The organism is Streptomyces sp. NPDC056480 (assembly GCF_042795405.1).
In the GTDB taxonomy this organism is placed as follows: Bacteria; Actinomycetota; Actinomycetes; order Streptomycetales; family Streptomycetaceae; genus Streptomyces.
The window spans coordinates 231,580-251,896 of record NZ_JBHTSA010000001.1 but is presented as its reverse complement, the minus strand read 5'-3'; the positions used below and the strand labels follow the sequence as shown (position 1 = coordinate 251,896).

The following is a 20,317-nucleotide window of genomic DNA, read 5'->3' as shown; positions in this document are numbered from 1 at the left end:
CTCGACGCCCTCACGGACAGGCTCAGCGAGGGTTTTCCAACACTGAGATCACGGTCGCGGGGTCACCGGCGTACTGCACATGCGGTTCATCCGCCTGGGGAGGGAAGAACCGGGTGCGATACCGCTGCAGGTCGCTCTCAGAGAAGTAGATCGAGTTCGCGTCGTTTGAATGGAACTCGTTGCGCTTGCTGATACGCGCCCACAGCTCGTCGTGACTGGCTGCAAGGTAGACGAGCACAGGGTCTGCTCCCGCATCGGTAGCGATCGCGCGCCACCCCGCCCTGTCCTCCGGGGTCCAAAAACCGTGGTCAACGACGACATCCCGCCCGGCCCTCAAGTGCTCTTTGAGCTCGGCTGCAACGTCTTCGAGCACCGGCCGCTCCAGGGTGGGAAAGACGCCCCTCGGGAAGTCCACCCCATAGACCCCATGCCGGCGAAACATCTCCTCGTCTGGACACAGCCGCACGAACCCACGAGCAGTGAGAGCGCGAGAAAGGGTGGTCTTGCCGGAGCCAGGGAGCCCTGCCATGAGCACGCAGAACGGCGGGCGGGACAGTGCAGGGGTCGCTAGCGCTCGCCCGATGGCAGCCACCTCCGCCTTGGCATCAGGCGTGCTGTCCCCAGCCCTGCATGCCTCGAGCAGCGTGTTCAGGCGGCCCTCAAGCACGTGCACCAATGTGTCATCCATGCCGCTCACGGGGCGACCTCCGATTGCGTCCGCCACGTCCGACCGGGCCCCCCTAGGTCTACGCCGTACTCCACCACGTCGCCTTCGCTGTCGACGAACTTCGCTGTCATAACGACGACCGGCTCCGCAGGCGGGTTGTCGGGATCTAGCTCCAGGAGCCGCGCATACTCCGCTGTCAGGAAGGAGGCGGACGCCGTGTCGACACGGTGGCTGATCGGATGCCCGGTCGCCTGTGCGATGAGCTGCAGCGAGGTTCCCCCCGTCAGCCGCTCGCTCGCCGCCAGCTGAGGAATCAGCCTGCTGTACCGAGCGGGGATCCAAGACGTGCTGTGAGCCACGATTCCGTGCCGGTCCCGGTACACGCGGCTGCGGCGGACCACTTCGGCGCCCGGCTGGATGTCTAGCGCTTGCGCCACATCGGCGGGCGCTGGCACCACGGCCGCCTGATGCGAATCAGACCTCTCGCCGTCCCCCCAGCTGGACCCGGTACGGCGTCCCCGGTCCTGCCTCTGGGAACCAGACGACATAGAGGCGGGCTGGTCCAGGACCTCAGTTCCGATGCCATGGATGCCTCGGACGAACCCCTCGTTGCGCAGTTTCCGCAAGGCCTTCTCAGCTGTAGCGGTGCTCACCTTCCACTCTTCCGAGAGGTTCTTGATGCTCGGCAAGAGGGTTCCTGGCTGGAGCTGACCAGACGCAATCAGCTCGGCGTAGTGGGCGGCAATCCTCGCGTAGGGCGCCCGATTATCGGCCTGGCCTGCCATGTCGCTCGCTCCCTGTCGTCACTTGCCTGAGGTTCCCTAGCTTACTGCTTGACACCGCAGGGAACCCTAGGGAACCTTAGGGACGTGCTCATCGGGCAGCTCAACCGCCTATCGAGTGCGAAACCTCAACGTGCCCTAACTCAGGGGCTAGTCGGGGTCAAGGGGCCCGGGATAGAGCGGGCCGAGGATGCCGGGCAGCCGCAGTAGTTAGGCGGTCCTTGTCAGCCCGGACGGCAGGTCTCTGCCTAAGACGGGGCCCTAGCGGCTGTCCCTTGAACCGGCAGACGCGTCCCCGAAAGAGACCACTGATCTACCCAACTCCGCAGCCCTCTGGCTGCGGCCGGTTGCCTCCTCCGCCCGTCCGGCCCCCATACCTGGGGTTCCGTACGGGCGGGGTTGAGGGGAGCCGGAGGAGATGCCCCTGGTTCTAACGGCGAGACCCCCCGGTGTTGGAGCACCGGGGGGTCGTTTCGGGCCGTTCCTGGATGAGAGGAACACACCCAATGAAGTCCATCGCTGCACTTCAGGCCGTTGTTACGGCCAACCCGTTCGACGGTGAGCCGTCGGACGCGGAGCTGGACGCGATCGAGTGGGAGATGCCGCTGATCCTGGCGGACGTCGAGCTGCTCGACGTGGTGATCAAGACGCTGGACCGCCCGGCGACCAAGCTGGACGAGCGGCGGATCCGCCGGGCCCGTCACCGGGTCATGGCGGCCCGCCGAGACCTCACCAACCGTGTCGGCGTGGTGCTGACGGGCGGTGCCGCGTGAGCCCGCTGACGCTGGCGGACGTGTCCGCCCCGCTGATCGCGCTGCGGCTGCTCGCGGCGGAGTTCCCGCGTCTGCCGGCGCCGACGGTGGAGGTGTCGCCGATCTACCCGGAGCGGCTGGAGCTGTCGTTCCACGACAACTTCGCCGGTTTCGAGGCGTGGCGCGAGGCCTTGAACATCGCCTCCGGGTCGGTCGTTCACCGCGTTCAGGCTGGCGGTCAGACCGGCGTCCTGCGCGTTCACGCGATGTTCGGCGGGGCGGAGCTGGAGCTGGTCGGCTACGCGAAGGTTCCGGCCGTGGTGCCGGTGCTGGCGGGTTCGGGGGTCGGGTCGTGAACGATGTTCAGATCCGTTCAGCGGAGCGGGCTCTGTCGGTCGGGACGTGGCTGATCGTGGCGGGGGCGATGCTCTATTCGGTCCTCACGGTGACGCCGTTGGCGGCCGCTCACACCCCGGACGAGTGGGACTGGACGGCGCCGATTCTGCCGATCGTGGTGGACGCGGCGGTCGTCATCGTGGTCCGCCTGGACTCGGTCCTCGCTCGTCTCGGCGGGCACGGTGGCCGGTGGCCGGTCGTGCTGCGGTGGATGACCGGCGGCATGACGCTTGCGCTGAACGTCGCCGACTCTGCCCTCAAGAAGGACCTGGTGGGAGTGGCGGTCCACGCGGTTGCGCCGCTGCTGCTGATCGTCACGTCCGAGGCGGGGCTCGCCTATCGCAGCGCGATCACGAACGTGCTCATGGCCATGCAGGAGCGTGAACGCGCTGAGCGGGTCGAGCGGGAGAGGGCGGCGGTCGAGCGGGCTGAAACGGCCGAGCGGCGGGCCCGTGAGGCGCGTGAGTTCGAGGCCCGGATGGCGCGTGAACAGCGCGAGCATGAGGCCTCCCTGGCCCGTGAACAGTCTGAGCGTGAGGAGCGCGTACGGCGTGAGGAGCGCGAGCGGGTCGAGGCTGCTGAGAGGGCGGAGCGGGCCGAGCGTGAACGTCGTGAGCTCGAGCGTGAACAGCAGCGGATCGAGCGTGAACGACTTGAGCGCGAGGCTGCTGCGCGTGCCGAGCGTGAGCGTCGGGAGCTGGAGGCTGCGCGGCTGCGTGAACGGCGCGAGCAGGCCGAGCGCGCCGAGCGTGAACGCGCCGAGCTGCTCGCTGCCGGCCCCGCACCGGTGAAGCAGTCCGAGGAGCAGGCCCGCAAGACCGTGGCCGCCGCGTACACCTCCGGGGTCCCGGTGCGGCAGGCGGCCGAGCTGTGCGGCTGGTCGGTGGGGTGGGTCTCCACCCGCTACCAGGAACTCCGCGACACCACCCCTGCGCTTGAGGGGGTCGGGCAGTGATCCCGGTCTACCGGTGGCGTCTGGCCCCGGAGGGGTTGGCGACGTTCCGGCAGCTGCGGGCAATGGGGCTGCGGCCGGGCGGTCAGCCGGTCGTCGCGCAGCTTGAACGTCCCCGGCGTCGGCGCGGTCCGCTGGTCGCCTTCCTCTACCGGATCGACCTTGCCCGGCCGGTTCGGCCGATGACCCCCGCCCGGTGGGCCGCCCTCGCGAAGGCGAACGCGGCCCGTCGGGTCTGCCCGGAGTGCCGGAGGGACGCCGGATATCGCATCCCGTCCTCGCTCGGCATGTGCGTCCCGTGCGCTGACGCTCCCCAACTCGCTGCTTGACCTGGAGGTTTCCCGTGCAGAACAGCACGCCGCAGGGCTCGCACATGTACGTGCTGACCGTGCAGAGCGGTCAGCGGGCCGCGTGCACGATCACCGGTGCGTTCACCCCGCCCCCGGGGGCGACCCGGTACGACGTCCTGGCCCAGCTCCGGATCGACGCGGCCCGGCAGTACCCGGCGCTGGAGGGCGGCGTCGTCACCTTCTTCTCGCTGGAGCCGAACACCCTCTGAGTAAGGGAGCTGTGCCATGTCCAGTCGTTCCCGTTCCCGTTCGGTGAAGGTGCCTCCGGGTGCTGCGACCGTGCGTATCCCGAGGCAGCGCGGCTTCCGGTCCGGTGCCCCGGTCGTCGTCCTGATCCCCGAACAGCGCCCCTCGCTGACCGCCCGCGCCGCGTGGGCGGCCGGCCGGTGGGCGTGGCGTCACCGCACCGCGTGGGCCCCGTCCGCCGCCGCCGTGGGCGTCTTCGCCGTCACCGCCGCCGTGCACGTGATTGCCCCGTGGATGGTCTGGGTCCTCGCCGCCGCGGCACTCACGCCCACGGCCGGGCTGTGGTGGTGCCGTCGCCGCCGCCCGGAGGTCTTCGCCCAGCCCGCCCGGCTCGCCACCCTGGCGGGCCTGGCCACGGCCGCTTTCGCATGGGCCGCCGCCACCGTCAACTTCGGCCCGCTCACCGCTCCGCTGGCGTGGGTGTGGCTGCTGCTCGCCGCCGCGGCGCAGGTGTTCTGGCTCGTCGTCCGCCGCTCCCGCTGACCTGAGGAGATCCGATCATGGCTGAGACCCCCGGCGGCCCGCGCGTCGTCCCGCCCCGGCGCCCCCGCCCCCGTCCTCGCACCTCCGACACGGGCAACAAGTCGGACAAGTTCGCCAGTGCCGGTGCCGCCGTCGGCGGTTTCGTCGGTGCGGTCGGTGGCTCGTTCGCCCCGCCGATCAACGTCACCGTCAACCGCACCACCAACCGCGGTGGTGGCGGGCGTCGTCCGCACGCCGAAGCGCTGCTGCCCGCGCCGGACTTCAGCTCGCCGGCGCAGGTGCGGAACTACTGCAACAGCCTGCGGGCCGCCGCCGTCGCCCTCTCGATCGAGGTGGCGATGGGGACGGAGATCCTCAAGAGCGTGCTCGCGGCGGTCCCGGACCCGGAGGGCCGCATCGGCGGCTCCCGCATCCGCGCGGCGAAGGTGTCCCGCAAGCTCCGCAAGTCCGCCGACGACCTGCGCGACGCGGCGAAGAACGCCGCCGCCGCGTACGCCCTGTTCCAGCAGGAGTACCAGGAGGAGATCAACCGAGTCCGCCACCGCGCCCGTCCCCGTGCCACGCCGCGCATGGACTGGGCCCAGCAGTAGCCGAAGGGAGAACGGCCATGGCACGCAAGAACACGGAGTACGTCCTCGACGACCACCGCGGGGGTTCGGAGAGCGGGAGCATCAGCGGCTACCTGCTGCACCGGGCGAAGCCGCACCTGCCGCCGTGGCTCGGCGTCGCGGGCACCGGCCTCGCGGGGGTGCTGGGGAACATGCGGTGGGCCGACAGTGCCGCCGCCGGCGTCGGCCTCACCGTCGCCTCCGTCGCGCTGACCGGGGCGACGTGGTGGATCGGGAGGAACACCAGCCAGCAGCGGCGGCTGCACTCCGCGATCACGGTCGCGGCGGGGTCGGCGTGGCTGACCGGCGCGTGCCTGGCCGGACCGGCCGCCGGACCGCTCGGGGACCTGTTCCTGATGGGCGGGCCGGTGATCGCGCTGTCGTGGAACGTGCGCATGGTCATGCGCCGCAACGACACCGACGCCGCCGTCAGCTCCGACAAGGGGCTGTTGGAGAAGGTGGGTCTGGCCCGTGCGGCGATCGGTGCGGCGAAGGTCGAGCCGAACCGGGTCACCGCCCAGGTGGCGCTGGAGCCGGGCGAGCAGACCAACGACGACGTCACCAAGGTCCTCCCGCGGCTCGCCTCCGCGCTGGACCTGCCGACCACCGCCCTGCGGTACATGCCGGACGCCGGGTCGGCCCGGCGCGGCGAGCTGGTCATCGTTCCGGAAGACATGCTCGCCGAGGTCGTCGAGTACGAGGGACCGTCCCAGCTCGGCGGCTCCATCGCCGACCCGCTCATCATCGGCCGGTACGACGACGGCTCGCCCCTGATGCTGTGGCTGCCGGGCGACCCGGAGGCGGGCCGCAACGCCACCCACGTACTGATCGCGGGCGGCACCGGCTCCGGCAAAGGCGACGGCGCCCTCAACGTCCTCACCGAGATCCTCTCCCGCCGGGACGTCAACGTCTGGCTCTCCGACCCCAAGTCCTTCCAGGACTTCCGCCCCCTCCTCCCAGCCTTCGACTGGGCCGAAGAGGGCGGCGCGGGTACGGAGGCAATGGTCGAGGCACTCCAGGCCGTCATCCCGGCCCGGACGCGGTGGCTCGGCGCCCACCGCTACCGCCAGTGGCTCCCCGAAGCCGCCGAGCGGCAGACCGATCCGGCCCACTCGTGCCGCACGGACGGCACGGCATGTGGGTGCCCTGGCATGGCCTACCTGGTCGGCTGGTTCGAGGAGGCCGCCAACACCCTGCGCGCTCTCGGCGACGACGCGTTCACCGGGATCGCGCAGGAGGCCCGTGCGGCTGGCGTCTCCCTGGTCGTCTCGCTCCAGCGCCCGAGCTACGACCAGATGAGCACCAGCACCCGCGCGTCTCTCCCGTCGGTGATCGCGTTCGGCTGCGACCCCCGCGACGAAGGGTTCGCCCTCCCCGAGACGGTCCTCGACTCCGGCGCCCACCCCGGCGCATGGGGCAACCGGCGCCCCGGCTACTGCTACGTCGTCTCCCCGGGCATCCCCGAGGACCGCTACCCGGCCCCGGGCCGCACCCGCCGGTTCACGAGCCGGTCCATGGACATCATGGAGCAGCTCGCGGACTGGGCCGCCGCCCACGGCCCGGCCATGGACCCGGTCACCACCCGGGCCGCCGAGGGCACCGTCGGCAACGCCTACACCAAACGCCACCGCCACACCCCCGACAGCACCACCGCGCCCGCTGGCTCGGCGATCACGGACGGTGTGGAGGAGGACGACATGTTCGAGGACTCGTTCATCGACCCGGAGGACGACGGCATCGACCCCGAAGCCGACCTCCCCGACGACGAACCGGGCGACGACGAGCCCGTGTTCGGCACGGACTCTGGCCGTAAGCCGAGCCCGGATGAGGCCCGGCTCCTGCTCGCTCAGGCGCTGGAGGAGTTCGAGGAGGAGGGCCGGATGATCGTCGGCCCGAAGGACTTCACCGACTGGTGCGACACCCACGGCTACAGCCGCCCCTGGGTCTCCGCCCGCCTCAAGGACGCCGCCATGGACGGCCGCCTCCAGCCCACCAACCAGAGCGGCCGCTGGCGGATCGTGCCCGTCCTCGCCGCCGCCTGACACCCCGCGTGACGCCTGACACCGTCACGGGCCCCTGACACCCAAACCCTCAGGCGGACGGGGGTGTCACGCGCCCCTGACACCCTCGCGTGACACCCCCTGACACCCGCGCCCACGGGCCCGTGACACTCACCTGTCACGGGCCCGTGCCGTACCCCGAGGACTCGCCATGCCCTACCCCGAGCAGTCGCCCGTCCCCGTCGTCCACTACCCCGTCCCTCTCCACCAGCCCACCGCGAGCGCCCCGCTCGCCCCCACTCCGTCGGCCGGGCTTTCGGCTGTGCAGAGCGTCCAGCTCCCCGACGGCCGCATCGTCACCGGCTACGCCCTCGCCCCCATCGTGCCCGCCCCCGCGCCGGCCGCGCGGCCGGTCCCGGCGTGGGCGAAGACCACCGCGCTGCTCGCGCCCACCGTCGGTGGCGGGGTCGCCGCCGCCGGCATCGGACTCTCCTACGCCGCCCCGGGACTCATCGCCATGAGCCAAGCCCTCTGGTCCGCCGCAGCCCTGATCGTCGCCGCCGTCATCGCCGTCCCCGTCTTGATCCGCACCGCCCGCCGCGCCACCGGCGGAGGAGAGGGCGGGGTGCGGTCGTCGACGCACATCACGCAGAACATCACCGCGACCGGCCTGTTCGGCCGCGCCAACGGCACCATCAACTACCGCTAAGGAGCACATCTGATGGCCAGCATCCACACTCCCACTGGCCGGTAGGCCCGGGACCGTGGAACAGGTCCCCTCCCTCGACTGGCGCGACAACGCCCACTTCGACCACACCCGGGACCGGCCCTGCGGACTGTGCGGCAGACCCACCCCGATGCGATCCCACGCCGGAGAGCCCGTCCACAAGGTGTGCGCCGAGGACTGGAACGCCGCCCACCCCGGTGAGTCCCGCCGCTACACCCGGCCCGCCCCGGACCGGCCCCAGCACGACGTGGGCACCTGGCGGTTCCACAACGACGGCCCCATCACCGACCAGCGGGTGACCGTCCTCACCCCGGTCACCACCACCGCCTCCCCGCCCGCCGTCGTCGACATCGACGTCGAGCCGGGACAGCGCGGCCTGTTCGCCGCGTAGCAGCACGAAGGGCGGCCCCCGTCTCGCCAAAGCCTGAGGCCGCCCTCTTCTCCCGATCCGCTACAGACCTGTGGAGGTCTCCAGCATGACCCAATCCACCCCGATCCGGCGAGACGGCGAGCACCCGTCGACGCTCGACGCCGCACTCAGCGCCGCCGACCGCGGCTGGCACGTCTTCCCGCTCCGACCCGGAACGAAGCGGCCCGCGCTCCACGGTGAGGAGCAGTGCCCGCAGATCCGGGACTGCGCCGGAGGGCACCGCAAGTGGGAGGACCGTGCCACGACCGACCCGGACCGGATCCGGCGAGCGTGGGCGGACCGCCCGTTCAACGTCGGCATCGCCACCGGCCCCTCCGGGCTGCTCGTGGTCGACCTCGACCTGCCCAAGCCCAACAGCAGTCAGGACACGCCTGACGGCGCGACGACCTTCGAAGCGCTCTGCGAGCGCACCGGACAGCCCGTCCCCGCCACCTACCGGACGCAGACCGCGAGTGGTGGACAGCACCTCTACTTCACCGCCCCATCTGGCATCCGCATGCCCAACTCGGCTGGAAAGCTGGGCAAGTTCATCGACACCCGAGCCTGGGGTGGGTACGTCGTCGCCCCTGGCAGCCTCACCCCCACCGGGGCTTACACGGTCCTCGACGACCGAGCCCTCGTACCCCTCCCCGCGTGGCTGTACAGCCTGCTCACCCCGCCTCGTTCGACGGTGCCGTCGCGTGCGGCGATCGCCGACCGGGCGGTGCGTGCCCAGCGGTACGCCCTGCGCGGCCTGGAAGCTGAGACCGCGAGCGTGGCGCGGGCGGTGCAGGGAGAGCGCAACTCGACGCTGCTGTCGGCGGCGCGAGCGCTGGGGCGGTTCGTCGCATGGGGCGACCTTCCCCGGGACGTGGTTGAGGAGGCTCTTCAACAGGCGGGGGAGGCGGCCGGCCTGGCGCCGAAGGCCTGTGCGGCGACGATCCGCAGCGGTCTGAACTGGTCCATCGCCCACAACCCGCAGCGGCGGGCCGCGTGAACCACATGCCTCCTCCCCGCTTGAAGAGCCTCACCGGGTCCCCGATCCAGCCCGGCCCCGCCGAGCGGCCGGTAGCCCCGGTGGCCGTGGGCGCCCGAAGGGTCGTCGCCGAAGGCGTCCCCATCAGCTCTGACCCGCACCCCGTCGACCGCCTCCGCCCGCTCCTGTCCGAAGGGGAAGCCGCATGACCCCGCAGCCCATCGACGGCTCCGCCCTCCTCGCCGAGGTCGAGGCCTTCCACCGCCGGTTCAACGTCTTCCCCCGCGAGGCCGCCTACGTCGCCGTCGCCCTGTGGGACGCCCACGCGCACCTCCTCGACGCCTTCGACTCCACCCCGCGGCTCGCGTTCCTCTCCCCGGAGCCCGGCTCCGGCAAGTCCCGCGCCCTGGAGGTCGTCGAAACCCTCGTGCCGCGGCCGATGCTCGCGGTGAACGCGCGGGCCGCCGCCCTGTTCCGGTCCGTCTCCGACCCGGCCGGGCGGCCCACGATCCTCTTCGACGAGATCGACACCGTCTTCGGCCCCAAGGCCGGGGACAACGAGGAACTCCGAGGCTTCCTCAACGCCGGCCACCGACGCTCCGGCGTCACCTACCGGTGCATCGGCGACGGCGGCAACCAGACCGTCGTGGAGTTCCCCTCCTACACGGCCGTCGCCGTCGCCGGACTCGGCGGACTGCCCGACACCATCACCACCCGCTCCGTCATCATCCGCATGCGCCGACGCGCCAGGAACGAGCACGTTGAGCCCTTCCGGGCCCGCCTGCACGAAGCCGAAGGCAACGCCCTGCGTGACCGGCTCGCGCAGTGGGCCGACCAGGTTCGCGAGGACGTCGCCGGACGGTGGCCCGAGATGCCCGAGGGCGTCACCGACCGCCCCGCCGACGTGTGGGAGCCCCTGCTGTCCGTCGCCGACGCGGCCGGCGGCGACTGGCCCGAACGGGCACGCGCCGCGTGCGTCGAGCTGGTCGACGCGGCCCGCGCTGACGACAAGGGCTCGATCGGCATCCGGCTCCTCACCGATCTGCGTGACCACGTGCTGGTCGGCATCGACCGGCTGCCCACCGTCGCCGTCCTGGACCGGCTCTGCTCGCTCGACGAGGCGCCGTGGGCGGACATGAGCGGCCGGCCGCTCGACTCCCGGGGCCTCGCGAAGATGCTGGGGGAGTACATGACCAGCGACAACACCCCGGTCAAGGCCCGCAATATCAAGACCGCGGGGACCGTCCTCAAGGGCTACTACGCCGCCGATCTGCATGACGCGTGGCAGCGCTATTGCCCCCCACCCCTCCTGAGGGCCGCTACCTCCGCTACCTCCGCTACCCCGCAGGTCAGCGGCCCGGAAACGGTAGCGGAAGAGCTCTTCGCGTCCGCTACCTAAGCGCTACCCCGCTACCGGCCCACGCCCCGGCCGGTAGCGGACACATCCGCTACCGCTACCCCTATCCGCTACCTCGATCATGCCCCTGACCAGGGCGGTAGCGGAGGTAGCGGAAGTAGCGGACCTGACAGGAAGGGGCCGAGAGGCCCTGACCGAGCCCTTCAGGAGGCTTCTGGTGAGCATCGCGCTCCCGACCACCCACACGGCCGTGACCGTCCCGGAGGTCATGGCGGCACTCAAGCTCAGCCGCGGCAAGGTCTACGACCTGCTTCGCTCCGGCGCCTTGCCCAGCTACACCGAGGGCCGCGCCCGACGCATCCCGCTCGATTCCCTCCGCACCTACATCCACACCCGACTTGAGGAGACCGCCTGATGGCCAAGAGGCGCGCCAACGGCGAAGGCACCATCACGAAGCGCGCGGACGGCCGCTACCAGGCCGCCGCGTACGTCTACCGGCCGGACGGCACCCGCGTGCGGAAGTTCGTCTACGGCAAGACCCGCGAGGAGGTGAGCGACAAGCTCGTCGAGATGCAGAGCAAAACCCGGCAGGGCATCCCCGCCGCCACGTCGGCGATGCCGTTCGGGGACTACCTGACCTACTGGCTCGCCGCTATCGCCCCGACCCGGCTCAAGCCCTCGACGCTCAACAGCTATGAGGGGCTGACCCGGCTCTACATCCGGCCGGCCCTCGGGAAGAAGCGGCTCAACCGCCTCTCGCCCACGGACGTCCGGCTCTTCCTCGCCGCGTTCAAGGACGGCTGCCTGTGCTGCTTGCGCGGGGCGGACGCGGCTCGCCCCAAGGGGGAGCGGAGCTGCTGCGCCGTGAACAAGTGCTGCAAGCGCAGCCCCTCGGCCCGGACCGTGCAGTACGTCCACGCCGTCCTGCGTGCGGCCCTCCAACAGGCCATGCGCGAGGAACTCATCGCCCGCAACGTCGCCAAGATCGTGGAGACCCCCACCGTGAAGCGTGAAGAGGTTCGCCCCCTGGACGCGGGAGAGGCCCGCCTGCTGCTGAAGACGGCCCGAGACCACCGGCTCTACGCCTTGTGGCTGCTCATGGTCTCCACCGGTCTGCGACGTGGGGAGGTCCTCGCGCTCACGTGGTCGGACGTCGACCTCAGCGGCGGTCAGCTCCGGGTTCGCCGGAACCTCCAGCGGATCAAGCGGGAACTTCTCTTCGGCACTCCGAAGACGGCGCGGTCCATCCGTACGGTCTCGCTCCCGAAGCGGTGCGTGGACGCCCTCCACGCGCACCGGGCCACCCAAGAGCAAGAGCGGAAGGTGGCCGGCGGGAAGTGGAAGCCGCTGGACCACCAGCCGGGCGGGCTCGTCTTCACCACGTCGACCGGTCGGGCCACCGACCCCCGCAGCCTGAACAGGATGCTCACGCTCCTGTGCGCCAAGGCGAAGGTGCGCCGAGTTCGGGTGCACGACCTGCGGCACACCTGCGCCTCACTGCTGCTCGCGCAGGGGGTGGACGCACGGATCATCATGGAGACGCTCGGGCACAGCACGATCACGATGACGCTCGACACCTACGCGCACGTCATGCAGACGACGTTGAGGGCGGCAGCGGATCGGATGGATGACGCGCTGGGGATTGACGACCTCGGCGAAGAAACCGGTGAGGCTCCGGAGGAATCCCCGGCCGAGTGATCGGTTCGTACGCCCGCGTTGATGTCACCCGCTGATGTCAGAGGCCCCCTGGACGATGTCCAGGGGGCCTCTGATCTGTGTGCACTCGGCAGGATTCGAACCTGCAACCTTCTGATCCGTAGTCAGATGCTCTATCCGTTAAGCTACGAGTGCTTGTTCTTTTGTCTTGCCTCCGCTCCCCGGTCTTTCGACCCGCTCGCGGCGACAGACAGAACATTACATGACTGCCGCCGCCATGTGAAATCCATTGGCCTCACCCCTTGTGACCTGCGGAAACGCCGGACGGGCCATGAGTGCGGCCGGATGGTGGGGGTGGGCGGGGGCGGTGTGCGGCGGGCCGGAAACGGCCGAAGCCCCGGCCTGTGGGGCCGGGGCTTCGGTAGGGGCGGAGGCGGAGGGATTTGAACCCTCGATGGGCTTTAAGACCCAAACCGCATTAGCAGTGCGGCGCCATAGACCGGACTAGGCGACGCCTCCTCGCACCTCGCGCATACGCGAGTGGTGCGTGCAGATGATGACACAGGCGAACCGGCTGTCACCAATCGATTCTCACCGTACTAGCCCTTCGGGGTCGAGGGCAAAGCCCAGCGGCCCCGACATGGCGCCCGTCGAAGCCGCGGGGATCCGCCGAGATCCGCCGAAGTCGTCGAGATCCGCCGAAGCCGTCGAAGCCGTCGGAGCCGCCAAGGCCTCCGGGCTCGCCGGCGGCCGCCTCCCCGCCGCCCGCCCTTCCGGCGCACCCCGCTTGCGCAACGCCCCGGCGCCCGGAGCGTTAGACGGGGCGGGGGCACGTCGTGCGCCCGCGCCCGCGTCCGTCGTCCACCGCCGCTCCCCGCTCCCCTGCTCCCCCGCTCCTGGAGATCCGCATGCTGCGCCGTCTCGTCCTCGCCTCCCTCGCCACCGCCGCCGCCGGCACCGCGGGGTTCGGTCCGCTCCCGCCGCTGCCCCTGCTCTCGCCGCCCGAGAAGCTGACCGTGACCGTCTCCGAGAGCGGCCACCCGGAAGCCGACGGCACCTTCGAGCTGAGGTGCGACGACAGAACCGGCGGAGACCACCCGGCGCGCGAGAACGCCTGTGAGCGGCTCGAACAGCTCGCGAAGGAGGGCGCGGACCCCTTCAAGCCCGTGCCCGCGGACCAGGTCTGCGCGCAGATGTACGGCGGCCCCGCCCTCGCCCACATCACCGGCACCTGGCAGGGCCGCACGGTCGACGCCCGTTTCTCCCGCGCCAACGGCTGTGAGATCAACCGCTGGGAGAATCTGGAGCCGGTCCTTCCTCTTGTCCGGGGATGAGACGGGATGGGAGGGGATGAGACCGGGGTCACTCCCCGGAGGCTCCCTTAGACTCCCTTCCGTGACAGGGTGCGGCCCGAGGGGCAAGATGGGGCCGGCCGGCCGATAGGGCATGCACGTTGCAGTGCGTCAGGGAGGAACGTCGTCGTGAGCAGCAGGCCATCCCGGGGCGCTGCTCGCCTCGCAGCCATACTCGACGCCCTGCCCGACGGCCTCGTGCTCGTCAACTGCAACGGCACGGTCGTCAACGCCAACACCATCGCCCTCGGCATGTTCGAGACCCCGGGCACCGCACTCGTCGGACGCGGTCTGCTCGATCTCCTGCCCGGCTTCGACTCCCGCCTCATCCCCGGCTCCATGCGCCGGCCCGAGGGCACCGACGAGCGCGGCCGCACCAAGCCGACCCGGATGATCGCCCGCCGCACCGACGGCAGCGAGTTCGCCGTCGAGGTGACCAGCGCCAGCCTGGAGGACGGCCGCGAGGCCTACGACTCGTACGGCGGCTACACCGGCGACGAGCTCCTCATGCTGGTCGTCCGGGACCTCACCGGCACCCTCGACACCGAGGCCGAACTCGCCCGCTCGCAGCGGCAGACCGAGATGATCCTGCGCGCCGCGGCCGAGGGCGTCGTCGGCACGGACACCGACGGCCGCGTCGTCCTCGTCAACCCGGCCGCCGCCCAGATCCTCGGATACCGCGCCGGCGAACTCGGCGGCCAGGAGCTGCATCCGCTGATCCTCGCCAAGCGCCCCGACGGCGAGCCCTTCCCGTACGAGGAATCGCCGCTCGCCGACACCCTCAAGTCCGGCCGCAAGCACCGCGTCCGCGGGCAGGTCCTCTGGGCGAAGAAGGGCGACCGCGTGCCGGTCGACCTGACGACCGCCCCGGTCCGCGACGGCGACCAGCTCGTCGGCGCGGTCATGACCTTCACCGACCGCAGGCCGTACGAGCAGCTCGTCGAGGAACACGCCGCCGAGATCAAGGAGCTCACCGAGCGGAACGCCGCCGAACTCGCCGACCGCGCCGAGCGGAACGCCGCCGACCGGGAGGCGCAGCAGGAGCGGTACGCCTCCCTCGCCGCCCGGCACGAGCAGCTCACGGCCGTCCTCGCCGAGTCCCTCCGCGGCCCCCTCCAGGAGCTGCGCACCCAGCTGGGCGCGCTCGCCGCCGACGACGCCGGACAGCTCTGGCCCGAGGCCAACCAGGTCCTGCACCACCTCGCCGCCGGGTACGCCCGCATGACGGCGCTCGTCGACAACGTGCTGGGCTACCAGCGTCTGGACGCGGGCGCGGAGGCGCTGGACAAGCGCGTCGCGCTCCTCGACGGGGTCGTGACGGCGGGGATCGACGGGGCGGTGGACCTGATCGGTCCCGGCCGCGCGCAGTTCGCCGTGCACGCACCGCCCATCGAGGCCGAGGTCGACGCGCCCCGGCTCGCGACCGCGCTCGCGCACCTCGTCGCGGACGTCGCCGGCGTGGACGCGACCGGCAAGAACCGCGCCACCGCCCAGGGCTCCGGGCCGGCCGACTCCACCATCGTCGTCGCGGCGGCACAGCGCGGTGACGTCGTACGGATCGAGGTCCGCGGCCCGTACGCGGGCGGCGACCCGGTCCACGGGCCGGTCGTACGCGGCATCGTGGCGGCGCACGGCGGTGTCGTGCAGACCCACGAGGTGCCGGGGACGACCGGCGGCGCGTACGTCCTCGAAGTCCCCGTCGGTACGGGTCGGGGCACGGTCCCCGCCACGGAGACGGGTCATGAGGGGCCGGCGGGCGGATCGGGCCACACGCCGGAACTCGGACCGGGTGGCGGGCCGGGCGGTGGACCGGGCGGCGGCGGTCGGGAGGCGCTCGCGCTGCCCGCGCAGGCTTCCGGGCCCGTGTCGGCTCCCTCCTCCGGTTCGTCCAGTGGCTCCGGTTCGTCCAGTGCCTCCGGTTCGTCCAGTGCCTCCGGCTCGTCCAGTGCCTCTGGTTCCGCTGCTTCCTCCGGCTCTTCCGGTTCTTCCGGCCCTTCCGCTCCTCTCGCGCTCTCCGCCGACTCCTCGGAGACCTCCGGCGGGGGGCGGCGACGCGCCCGTCGCAGCTCCACGGACGCCTTCCTGGAGAGCTCGGTGGCCCCTGAGAGCGGTGCCGAGCCCAGTGGGCGTCGCCGTGCCCGTACGGCAGAGGCCGTCGGCGGACCCGCCGAACTGATCCCGGCCCAGCAGAACTCGGGCGTGGAACAGGCCGTTCCCGCCGCCGGCCCGGTCCCCGGCTCCCCCGGCGCCTCCGTCGTCGAGCCGACCGGGCGCCGGCGCGGCCGGCCCGCCGAGGGCTCCGTCGTGACCGCCGCCGAGGGCGCGCAGGGGCGGGCCGCGCTCGGCGCCGCCGTGCCGCCGCAAGGCGTCGCCGTCGAGCCCTCGGGGGCTCCGTCGGCTCCCGCGCTCGCTCGCGCCCTGCCGGCCGTGGCCTCCGCCGAGGTCGCGCCCGAGCCTCAGCCGAGCGGGCGGCGACGGCGTGCGCTCGCCGCCGCTCAGGAGCGGGCTGCGGCGGCCGAGGCCGGGCCCCGGACGCCGTTCGCGCTCCCGCCCGCCGATGCCGACCGTCCCTCGGAGCCGGGTACGGCGCCGTTCACGGGTCCGGGTGCCCCCGCTCCCGTCGCCGGGCCAATGCCGGTCTCCGACGAGGGACAGCACGAGGCCGTACGGGGTGTCCCCGGCGCCGATCACACGCCTCCGCAGCCCCATCCGCACGCACAGCCGCCGGTCGAGCCGACCGGGCGCCGCCGGGCCGTCACGCCCCCGCCGCCCGAGCCGGATTCGCTTCCGTCGCTGCCGTCGCTGCCGCAGGCGCAGGACCCGGCTCAGGCCGTCTCCCCCGCCCAGGCCGAGCCCCGGAACAGCACCGGTTCCGGATCAGGGACCGGCTCGTCCGGCACCTCCTCGCCCGGGACCGGGAACGGCACCGGCACCGGCACGGGTTCCGTACCGCTGCCGCCCGAGCTGCCCATGCCGAAGGACTCGACCCAGGGGCGGGCGTTCAGCGTGCGCACCCTCGGGCAGGGCGTTCCCTTCGTCCCGCCGCCCGCCCCGGCTGCCCCTGCGGCCCCTGCGCTCTCTCCCGTCCCGGCGGCCCCTGCGGCCCCGGGGGCGCCCTCGCACGGCGCCGGTGGCACGGGCGGCTCCAACGGCTCCGGGCGGCGGCGCAGGCTCGCCACCCCGCCGGAGGCCGATCCGCCGGTCCCGGCCGCGCTCCCCGTACCGGCCCACGGCGATGCCAGGCCGCACTCGCAGGCGGACACCCCGGCGCAGGCGTCGTCCCGCGCGCCCGAGGGCCGCGCGTACGCCATAGGAGCGCCCGCCGAGGGCTCCGACGAGGGTCCGGAGCCGCTCGACGGCCCCGGTGGCGCGGTCGAGGTCGCCAATCGGCCCGCGCCGCGCCCCGTCGACGACGAACTCCCCCCGGAGCCGCTCGACAACCCGCGCCGGCTGCTCGTCTGGCCCGCCCCCGACGTCTCCACCCAGCAGGCGCTGAGCGACCGGGGCTACCGGCCGGTGATCGTGCACTCCCGCGAGGAGGTCGACGCCCAGATCGCCGCCTTCCCGGCCGCGCTCTTCGTCGACCCGCTGACCGGGCCCATCACCCGTACCGCGCTCCAGTCGCTGCGCCAGGCGGCCGTCGCCGCCGAGGTGCCCGTCCTCCTCGCGGCCGGACTCGGGCAGGCGACCCGGGAAGCCGCGTACGGCGCCGATCCGGCCGTACTCCTCAAGGCGCTCGCCCCGCGCGACAGCGAGCAGCACCCGTCCCGCGTCCTCCTGATCGAGGAGAACGAGGACATCGCGGAGGCGCTCGCGGCCACTCTGGAGCGGCGCGGGATGCAGGTCGCACGGGCGGCCACGGACACCGAGGCGGTCACGCTGGCCACCCAGACGCAGCCCAACCTGGTGGTGATGGACCTGATGCAGGTCCGCCGCCGCCGGGCCGGGATCATCGACTGGCTGCGGGCGAACGGGCAGCTCAACCGCACCCCGCTCGTCGTCTACACCTCGGTCGACCTCGCGGAGGAGGAGCTGCCGAAGCTGTCCTCAGGCGAGACGGTCCTCTTCCTCGCCGAGCGTTCGAACAGCGCCGAGGTCCAGGCCAGGATCGTCGACCTGCTCGCGAAGATCGGCACCAACTAGCCGGGCACGGCTCCGCGTACGCGCAACGGGTGTGGGGAGGGCTTCGTCGAAGCCCTCCCCACACCCGTGTCCGTGTCCGGCCGGTACGGAAACCGTGACTACAGCTCCGTCACGTCCAGCTCGCCCTCCGCGTACTGCCTGCGGATGACCTTCTTGTCGAACTTGCCGACGCTCGTCTTCGGCACCGCCGGCACGATCGCCCAGCGCTCCGGGAGCTGCCACTTGGCGATGCCGCCCTCGTCTGCGAGGAAGGCCTTCAGCGTCTCGTAGTCCGCCGTGGCACCGTCCTTGAGGACGACGGTCGCCAGCGGGCGCTCGCCCCACTTCTCGTCCGGCACGGCGACGACGGCGGCCTCGGCGACCTCCGGGTGCGCCATGATCGCGTTCTCCAGCTCGACGCTGGAGATCCATTCGCCGCCGGACTTGATGACGTCCTTGGCACGGTCGGTGAGGGTGAGGAAGCCGTCGGGGCTGATCACGCCGACGTCGCCGGTCTTGAGCCAGCCGTCCTCGCTGAACTTGTCCGCCGGGCGGATGGCCTCGCCGTCGATGCCGCCGAAGTACGAGCCCGCGATCCAGGTGCCGCGCACCTCCAGCTCACCGGCGGACTCGCCGTCCCAGGGCAGGTGTTCGCCGGCCGGGCCGACCAGGCGGGCCTCGACACCGGCCGGGAATCGGCCCTGCGTGACGCGGTACGGCCACTCCTCCTCGGCGGTGAGGCCGTGCGGCGGGTGGGCCATCGTGCCCAGCGGGGAGGTCTCGGTCATGCCCCAGGCGTGACAGAGACGGACGCCGAGCCGGTCGTACGCCTCCATGAGCGCAGGCGGGCAGGCCGCGCCGCCGATGGTGACCTGGGACATCGACGAGAGGTCACGGGGGTTGGCGGTGACCTCGGCGAGCAGGCCCTGCCAGATGGTCGGGACGGCGGCCGCGTGGGTCGGCTTCTCGCGCTCGATCATGTCGGCGAGCGGGGCCGGCTGGAGGAAGCGGTCCGGCATGAGCATGTTGATGCCGGTCATGAAGGTGGCGTGCGGCAGGCCCCAGGCGTTGACGTGGAACTGCGGGACGACGACCAGGGTCGTGTCCCTGTCGGTGAGGCCCATCGACTCGGCCATGTTCACCTGCATCGAGTGCAGGTAGATCGAACGGTGCGAGTAGACGACGCCCTTGGGGTCGCCGGTGGTGCCGGAGGTGTAGCACATGGCGGCGGCCGAACGCTCGTCCAGCTCGGGCCAGTCGTACGTGGTCGGACGGCCCGCGATCAGCTCCTCGTAGTCGTGCACGCGGGGTGCCACGCCGTCCAGGACGGAGCGGTCGCCGGGGCCCGCGACCACGATGTGCTCGATCGTCGGCAGGTGCGGCAGCAGCGGGGCGAGGAGGGGGAGCAGGGAGCCGTTCACGAGGACGACCCGGTCGGCGGCGTGGTTGACGATCCACACCAGCTGCTCGGGGGGAAGACGGAGGTTGAGGGTGTGCAGGACCGCGCCCATGGAGGGGATCGCGAAGTACGCCTCGACGTGCTCCGAGTTGTTCCACATGAGGGTCGCGACGCGCTGGTCGCCGATGACCCCGAGTTCGTCGCGCAGGGCGTTGGCCAGCTGGTGCGCGCGTGCTCCGGCCTCCGCGAACGTGCGGCGCTGCGGCTCGGGCTCGCCCGTCCAGGTGGTGATGATCGACTTCCCGTGAATCGTCATTCCGTGCTTGAGAATGCGGCTCACGGTCAGCTGTACGTCCTGCATGGTGCTGTACACGGGGCGTCCTCCCGGTGGGCGCTACGTGGCAGAAAGGGTGTGGCGATTCTGCGCACGTACCGCTCGGTATGTCACTACCCGAGAGTACGGAAAATGCCAGTGATCACTGGCACGAGTGGCGTTCTATGTCGATTGGAGCCGTTCTGTCCGTGCCGCCTATCGGACGGGGGTCAGTTCCGGGTCCTCACGGAGCTTCCCGAGCGCCCTCGACACCGCGCTCTTCACGGTGCCGACGGACACTCCCAGGACCTCGGCGGTCTGTGCCTCGCTGAGGTCCTCGTAGTACCTGAGAACCACCATCTGGCGCTGACGCTCGGGCAGCTTCAGCACCGCGCGCCACATCGCGTCGTGCAGCACCTGCCGCTCGGCCGGGTCCGGCTCCGGGACGCCGGAGGGCTCCGGCAGCTCGTCGCAGGCGAACTCGTCGACCTTGCGCTTGCGCCACTGCGACGTACGGGTGTTCAGCAGCGCGCGGCGGACGTAGCCGTCCAGGGCGCGGTGGTCCTCGATGCGCTCCCAGGCGACGAACGTCTTGGCCAGCGCGGTCTGCAGCAGGTCCTCGGCGTCGCAGGGGTTGGCGGTCAGGGAGCGCGCGGTGCGCAGGAGCACGGGCCCACGCGCCCGTACGTACGACGAGAAGGTCGAGTACGACGCGTACTGCGAGGCACCGGCGCAGACGGGGCCAGAGGGTGGCGGAGTCATGACTCCAC

20 protein-coding genes and 2 tRNA genes are annotated in these 20,317 nt (G+C 71.8%); 16 read left to right on the top strand and 6 right to left on the bottom strand.

Features of this window, described 5'->3' with window-relative positions:
• Positions 1-22 precede the first annotated feature (22 nt).
• Complete coding sequence (locus ACFQ79_RS01185) at positions 23-697, bottom strand: AAA family ATPase (RefSeq protein ID WP_383578619.1); 675 nt, start codon at positions 695-697, stop codon at positions 23-25.
• Positions 694-1,452, bottom strand: a complete 759-nt coding sequence (locus ACFQ79_RS01180) for a GntR family transcriptional regulator (RefSeq protein ID WP_383578617.1) — start codon at positions 1,450-1,452, stop codon at positions 694-696. Before ACFQ79_RS01180 ends, ACFQ79_RS01185 begins: the two co-directional genes overlap by 4 nt.
• Before the next feature lie 503 nt (positions 1,453-1,955).
• Between ACFQ79_RS01180 and ACFQ79_RS01175 the strand changes: the two genes are divergently transcribed.
• From ACFQ79_RS01175 to ACFQ79_RS01110, 14 genes are all read left to right on the top strand, one after another.
• Positions 1,956-2,222, top strand: coding sequence for a DUF6284 family protein (locus tag ACFQ79_RS01175; protein ID WP_383578615.1), 267 nt, complete (start codon positions 1,956-1,958; stop codon positions 2,220-2,222).
• Positions 2,219-2,557, top strand: a complete 339-nt coding sequence (locus tag ACFQ79_RS01170; RefSeq protein WP_383578613.1) for a hypothetical protein — start codon at positions 2,219-2,221, stop codon at positions 2,555-2,557. The genes ACFQ79_RS01175 and ACFQ79_RS01170 overlap by 4 nt, the downstream gene beginning before the upstream one ends.
• Positions 2,554-3,552: a DUF2637 domain-containing protein gene (locus ACFQ79_RS01165; RefSeq protein ID WP_383578611.1), complete on the top strand. Its 999-nt coding sequence runs from the start codon at positions 2,554-2,556 to the stop codon at positions 3,550-3,552. The genes ACFQ79_RS01170 and ACFQ79_RS01165 overlap by 4 nt, the downstream gene beginning before the upstream one ends.
• Entirely contained in the window at positions 3,549-3,878 is a 330-nt protein-coding gene (locus ACFQ79_RS01160; RefSeq protein ID WP_383578609.1) for an RRQRL motif-containing zinc-binding protein, read from the top strand. Before ACFQ79_RS01165 ends, ACFQ79_RS01160 begins: the two co-directional genes overlap by 4 nt.
• A gap of 14 nt (positions 3,879-3,892) precedes the next feature.
• A complete protein-coding gene (locus ACFQ79_RS01155) occupies positions 3,893-4,108 on the top strand; it encodes a hypothetical protein (RefSeq protein WP_383578607.1) in 216 nt (71 codons plus the stop codon).
• A gap of 70 nt (positions 4,109-4,178) precedes the next feature.
• Positions 4,179-4,628, top strand: a complete 450-nt coding sequence (locus tag ACFQ79_RS01150; RefSeq protein ID WP_383578605.1) for a hypothetical protein — start codon at positions 4,179-4,181, stop codon at positions 4,626-4,628.
• Positions 4,629-4,645: 17 nt separating this feature from the next.
• The gene (gene traA, locus ACFQ79_RS01145) at positions 4,646-5,218 is read left to right on the top strand and encodes a plasmid transfer protein TraA (protein ID WP_383578602.1); all 573 of its coding nucleotides are present in this window, start codon (positions 4,646-4,648) and stop codon (positions 5,216-5,218) included.
• Positions 5,219-5,235: 17 nt separating this feature from the next.
• A complete protein-coding gene (traB, locus tag ACFQ79_RS01140; protein ID WP_383578600.1) occupies positions 5,236-7,278 on the top strand; it encodes a plasmid transfer protein TraB in 2,043 nt (680 codons plus the stop codon).
• 169 nt (positions 7,279-7,447) lie between these two features.
• Positions 7,448-7,945 (top strand): hypothetical protein, encoded by a 498-nt coding sequence (locus tag ACFQ79_RS01135; protein ID WP_383578597.1) that lies wholly within the window; start codon positions 7,448-7,450, stop codon positions 7,943-7,945.
• A 55-nt stretch (positions 7,946-8,000) separates the two neighbouring features.
• Positions 8,001-8,354 (top strand): hypothetical protein, encoded by a 354-nt coding sequence (locus ACFQ79_RS01130; RefSeq protein WP_383578594.1) that lies wholly within the window; start codon positions 8,001-8,003, stop codon positions 8,352-8,354.
• 85 nt (positions 8,355-8,439) lie between these two features.
• On the top strand, positions 8,440-9,369 hold the full coding sequence (locus tag ACFQ79_RS01125; RefSeq protein WP_383578592.1) for a bifunctional DNA primase/polymerase: 930 nt from the start codon (positions 8,440-8,442) through the stop codon (positions 9,367-9,369).
• A 184-nt stretch (positions 9,370-9,553) separates the two neighbouring features.
• Entirely contained in the window at positions 9,554-10,747 is a 1,194-nt protein-coding gene (locus tag ACFQ79_RS01120; RefSeq protein ID WP_383578590.1) for a DUF3631 domain-containing protein, read from the top strand.
• Between the two features lie 175 nt (positions 10,748-10,922).
• Complete coding sequence (locus ACFQ79_RS01115) at positions 10,923-11,120, top strand: helix-turn-helix domain-containing protein (RefSeq protein WP_383578588.1); 198 nt, start codon at positions 10,923-10,925, stop codon at positions 11,118-11,120.
• Positions 11,120-12,403 carry a tyrosine-type recombinase/integrase gene (locus ACFQ79_RS01110; protein WP_383578585.1) on the top strand — a complete coding sequence of 428 codons (1,284 nt, stop codon included), beginning with the start codon at positions 11,120-11,122 and terminating at the stop codon, positions 12,401-12,403. The genes ACFQ79_RS01115 and ACFQ79_RS01110 overlap by 1 nt, the downstream gene beginning before the upstream one ends.
• A gap of 80 nt (positions 12,404-12,483) precedes the next feature.
• Here ACFQ79_RS01110 and ACFQ79_RS01105 read toward each other — a convergent pair.
• Together ACFQ79_RS01105 and ACFQ79_RS01100 are read right to left on the bottom strand one after the other, a co-directional pair.
• Positions 12,484-12,556 (bottom strand) — tRNA-Arg (locus ACFQ79_RS01105).
• A gap of 233 nt (positions 12,557-12,789) precedes the next feature.
• Positions 12,790-12,880: transfer RNA gene (locus ACFQ79_RS01100), tRNA-Ser, on the bottom strand.
• 389 nt (positions 12,881-13,269) lie between these two features.
• On the opposite strand from ACFQ79_RS01100, the gene ACFQ79_RS01095 reads away from it, so the two are divergent.
• Both ACFQ79_RS01095 and ACFQ79_RS01090 read left to right on the top strand, forming a co-directional pair.
• Positions 13,270-13,695 (top strand): SSI family serine proteinase inhibitor, encoded by a 426-nt coding sequence (locus ACFQ79_RS01095; protein ID WP_383578583.1) that lies wholly within the window; start codon positions 13,270-13,272, stop codon positions 13,693-13,695.
• A gap of 147 nt (positions 13,696-13,842) precedes the next feature.
• Positions 13,843-17,856 carry a PAS domain-containing protein gene (locus tag ACFQ79_RS01090; RefSeq protein WP_383578581.1) on the top strand — a complete coding sequence of 1,338 codons (4,014 nt, stop codon included), beginning with the start codon at positions 13,843-13,845 and terminating at the stop codon, positions 17,854-17,856.
• Positions 17,857-17,954: 98 nt separating this feature from the next.
• Here ACFQ79_RS01090 and ACFQ79_RS01085 read toward each other — a convergent pair whose 3' ends face one another.
• Together ACFQ79_RS01085 and ACFQ79_RS01080 are read right to left on the bottom strand one after the other, a co-directional pair.
• The gene (locus tag ACFQ79_RS01085; RefSeq protein WP_383578578.1) at positions 17,955-19,607 is read right to left on the bottom strand and encodes a long-chain fatty acid--CoA ligase; all 1,653 of its coding nucleotides are present in this window, start codon (positions 19,605-19,607) and stop codon (positions 17,955-17,957) included.
• A gap of 156 nt (positions 19,608-19,763) precedes the next feature.
• On the bottom strand, positions 19,764-20,309 hold the full coding sequence (locus ACFQ79_RS01080; RefSeq protein ID WP_073908966.1) for a SigE family RNA polymerase sigma factor: 546 nt from the start codon (positions 20,307-20,309) through the stop codon (positions 19,764-19,766).
• Positions 20,310-20,317: the final 8 nt, after the last annotated feature.

Coding starts and splice junctions, on each gene's coding strand:
- ACFQ79_RS01095 (WP_383578583.1), top strand. CDS start 13,270: ATGCTGCGCCGTCTCGTCCTCGCCTCCCTCGCCACCGCCGCCGCCGGC.
- ACFQ79_RS01120 (WP_383578590.1), top strand. CDS start 9,554: ATGACCCCGCAGCCCATCGACGGCTCCGCCCTCCTCGCCGAGGTCGAG.
- ACFQ79_RS01180 (WP_383578617.1), bottom strand. CDS start 1,452: ATGGCAGGCCAGGCCGATAATCGGGCGCCCTACGCGAGGATTGCCGCC.
- ACFQ79_RS01125 (WP_383578592.1), top strand. CDS start 8,440: ATGACCCAATCCACCCCGATCCGGCGAGACGGCGAGCACCCGTCGACG.
- ACFQ79_RS01080 (WP_073908966.1), bottom strand. CDS start 20,309: ATGACTCCGCCACCCTCTGGCCCCGTCTGCGCCGGTGCCTCGCAGTAC.
- traB (WP_383578600.1), top strand. CDS start 5,236: ATGGCACGCAAGAACACGGAGTACGTCCTCGACGACCACCGCGGGGGT.
- traA (WP_383578602.1), top strand. CDS start 4,646: ATGGCTGAGACCCCCGGCGGCCCGCGCGTCGTCCCGCCCCGGCGCCCC.
- ACFQ79_RS01110 (WP_383578585.1), top strand. CDS start 11,120: ATGGCCAAGAGGCGCGCCAACGGCGAAGGCACCATCACGAAGCGCGCG.
- ACFQ79_RS01175 (WP_383578615.1), top strand. CDS start 1,956: ATGAAGTCCATCGCTGCACTTCAGGCCGTTGTTACGGCCAACCCGTTC.
- ACFQ79_RS01135 (WP_383578597.1), top strand. CDS start 7,448: ATGCCCTACCCCGAGCAGTCGCCCGTCCCCGTCGTCCACTACCCCGTC.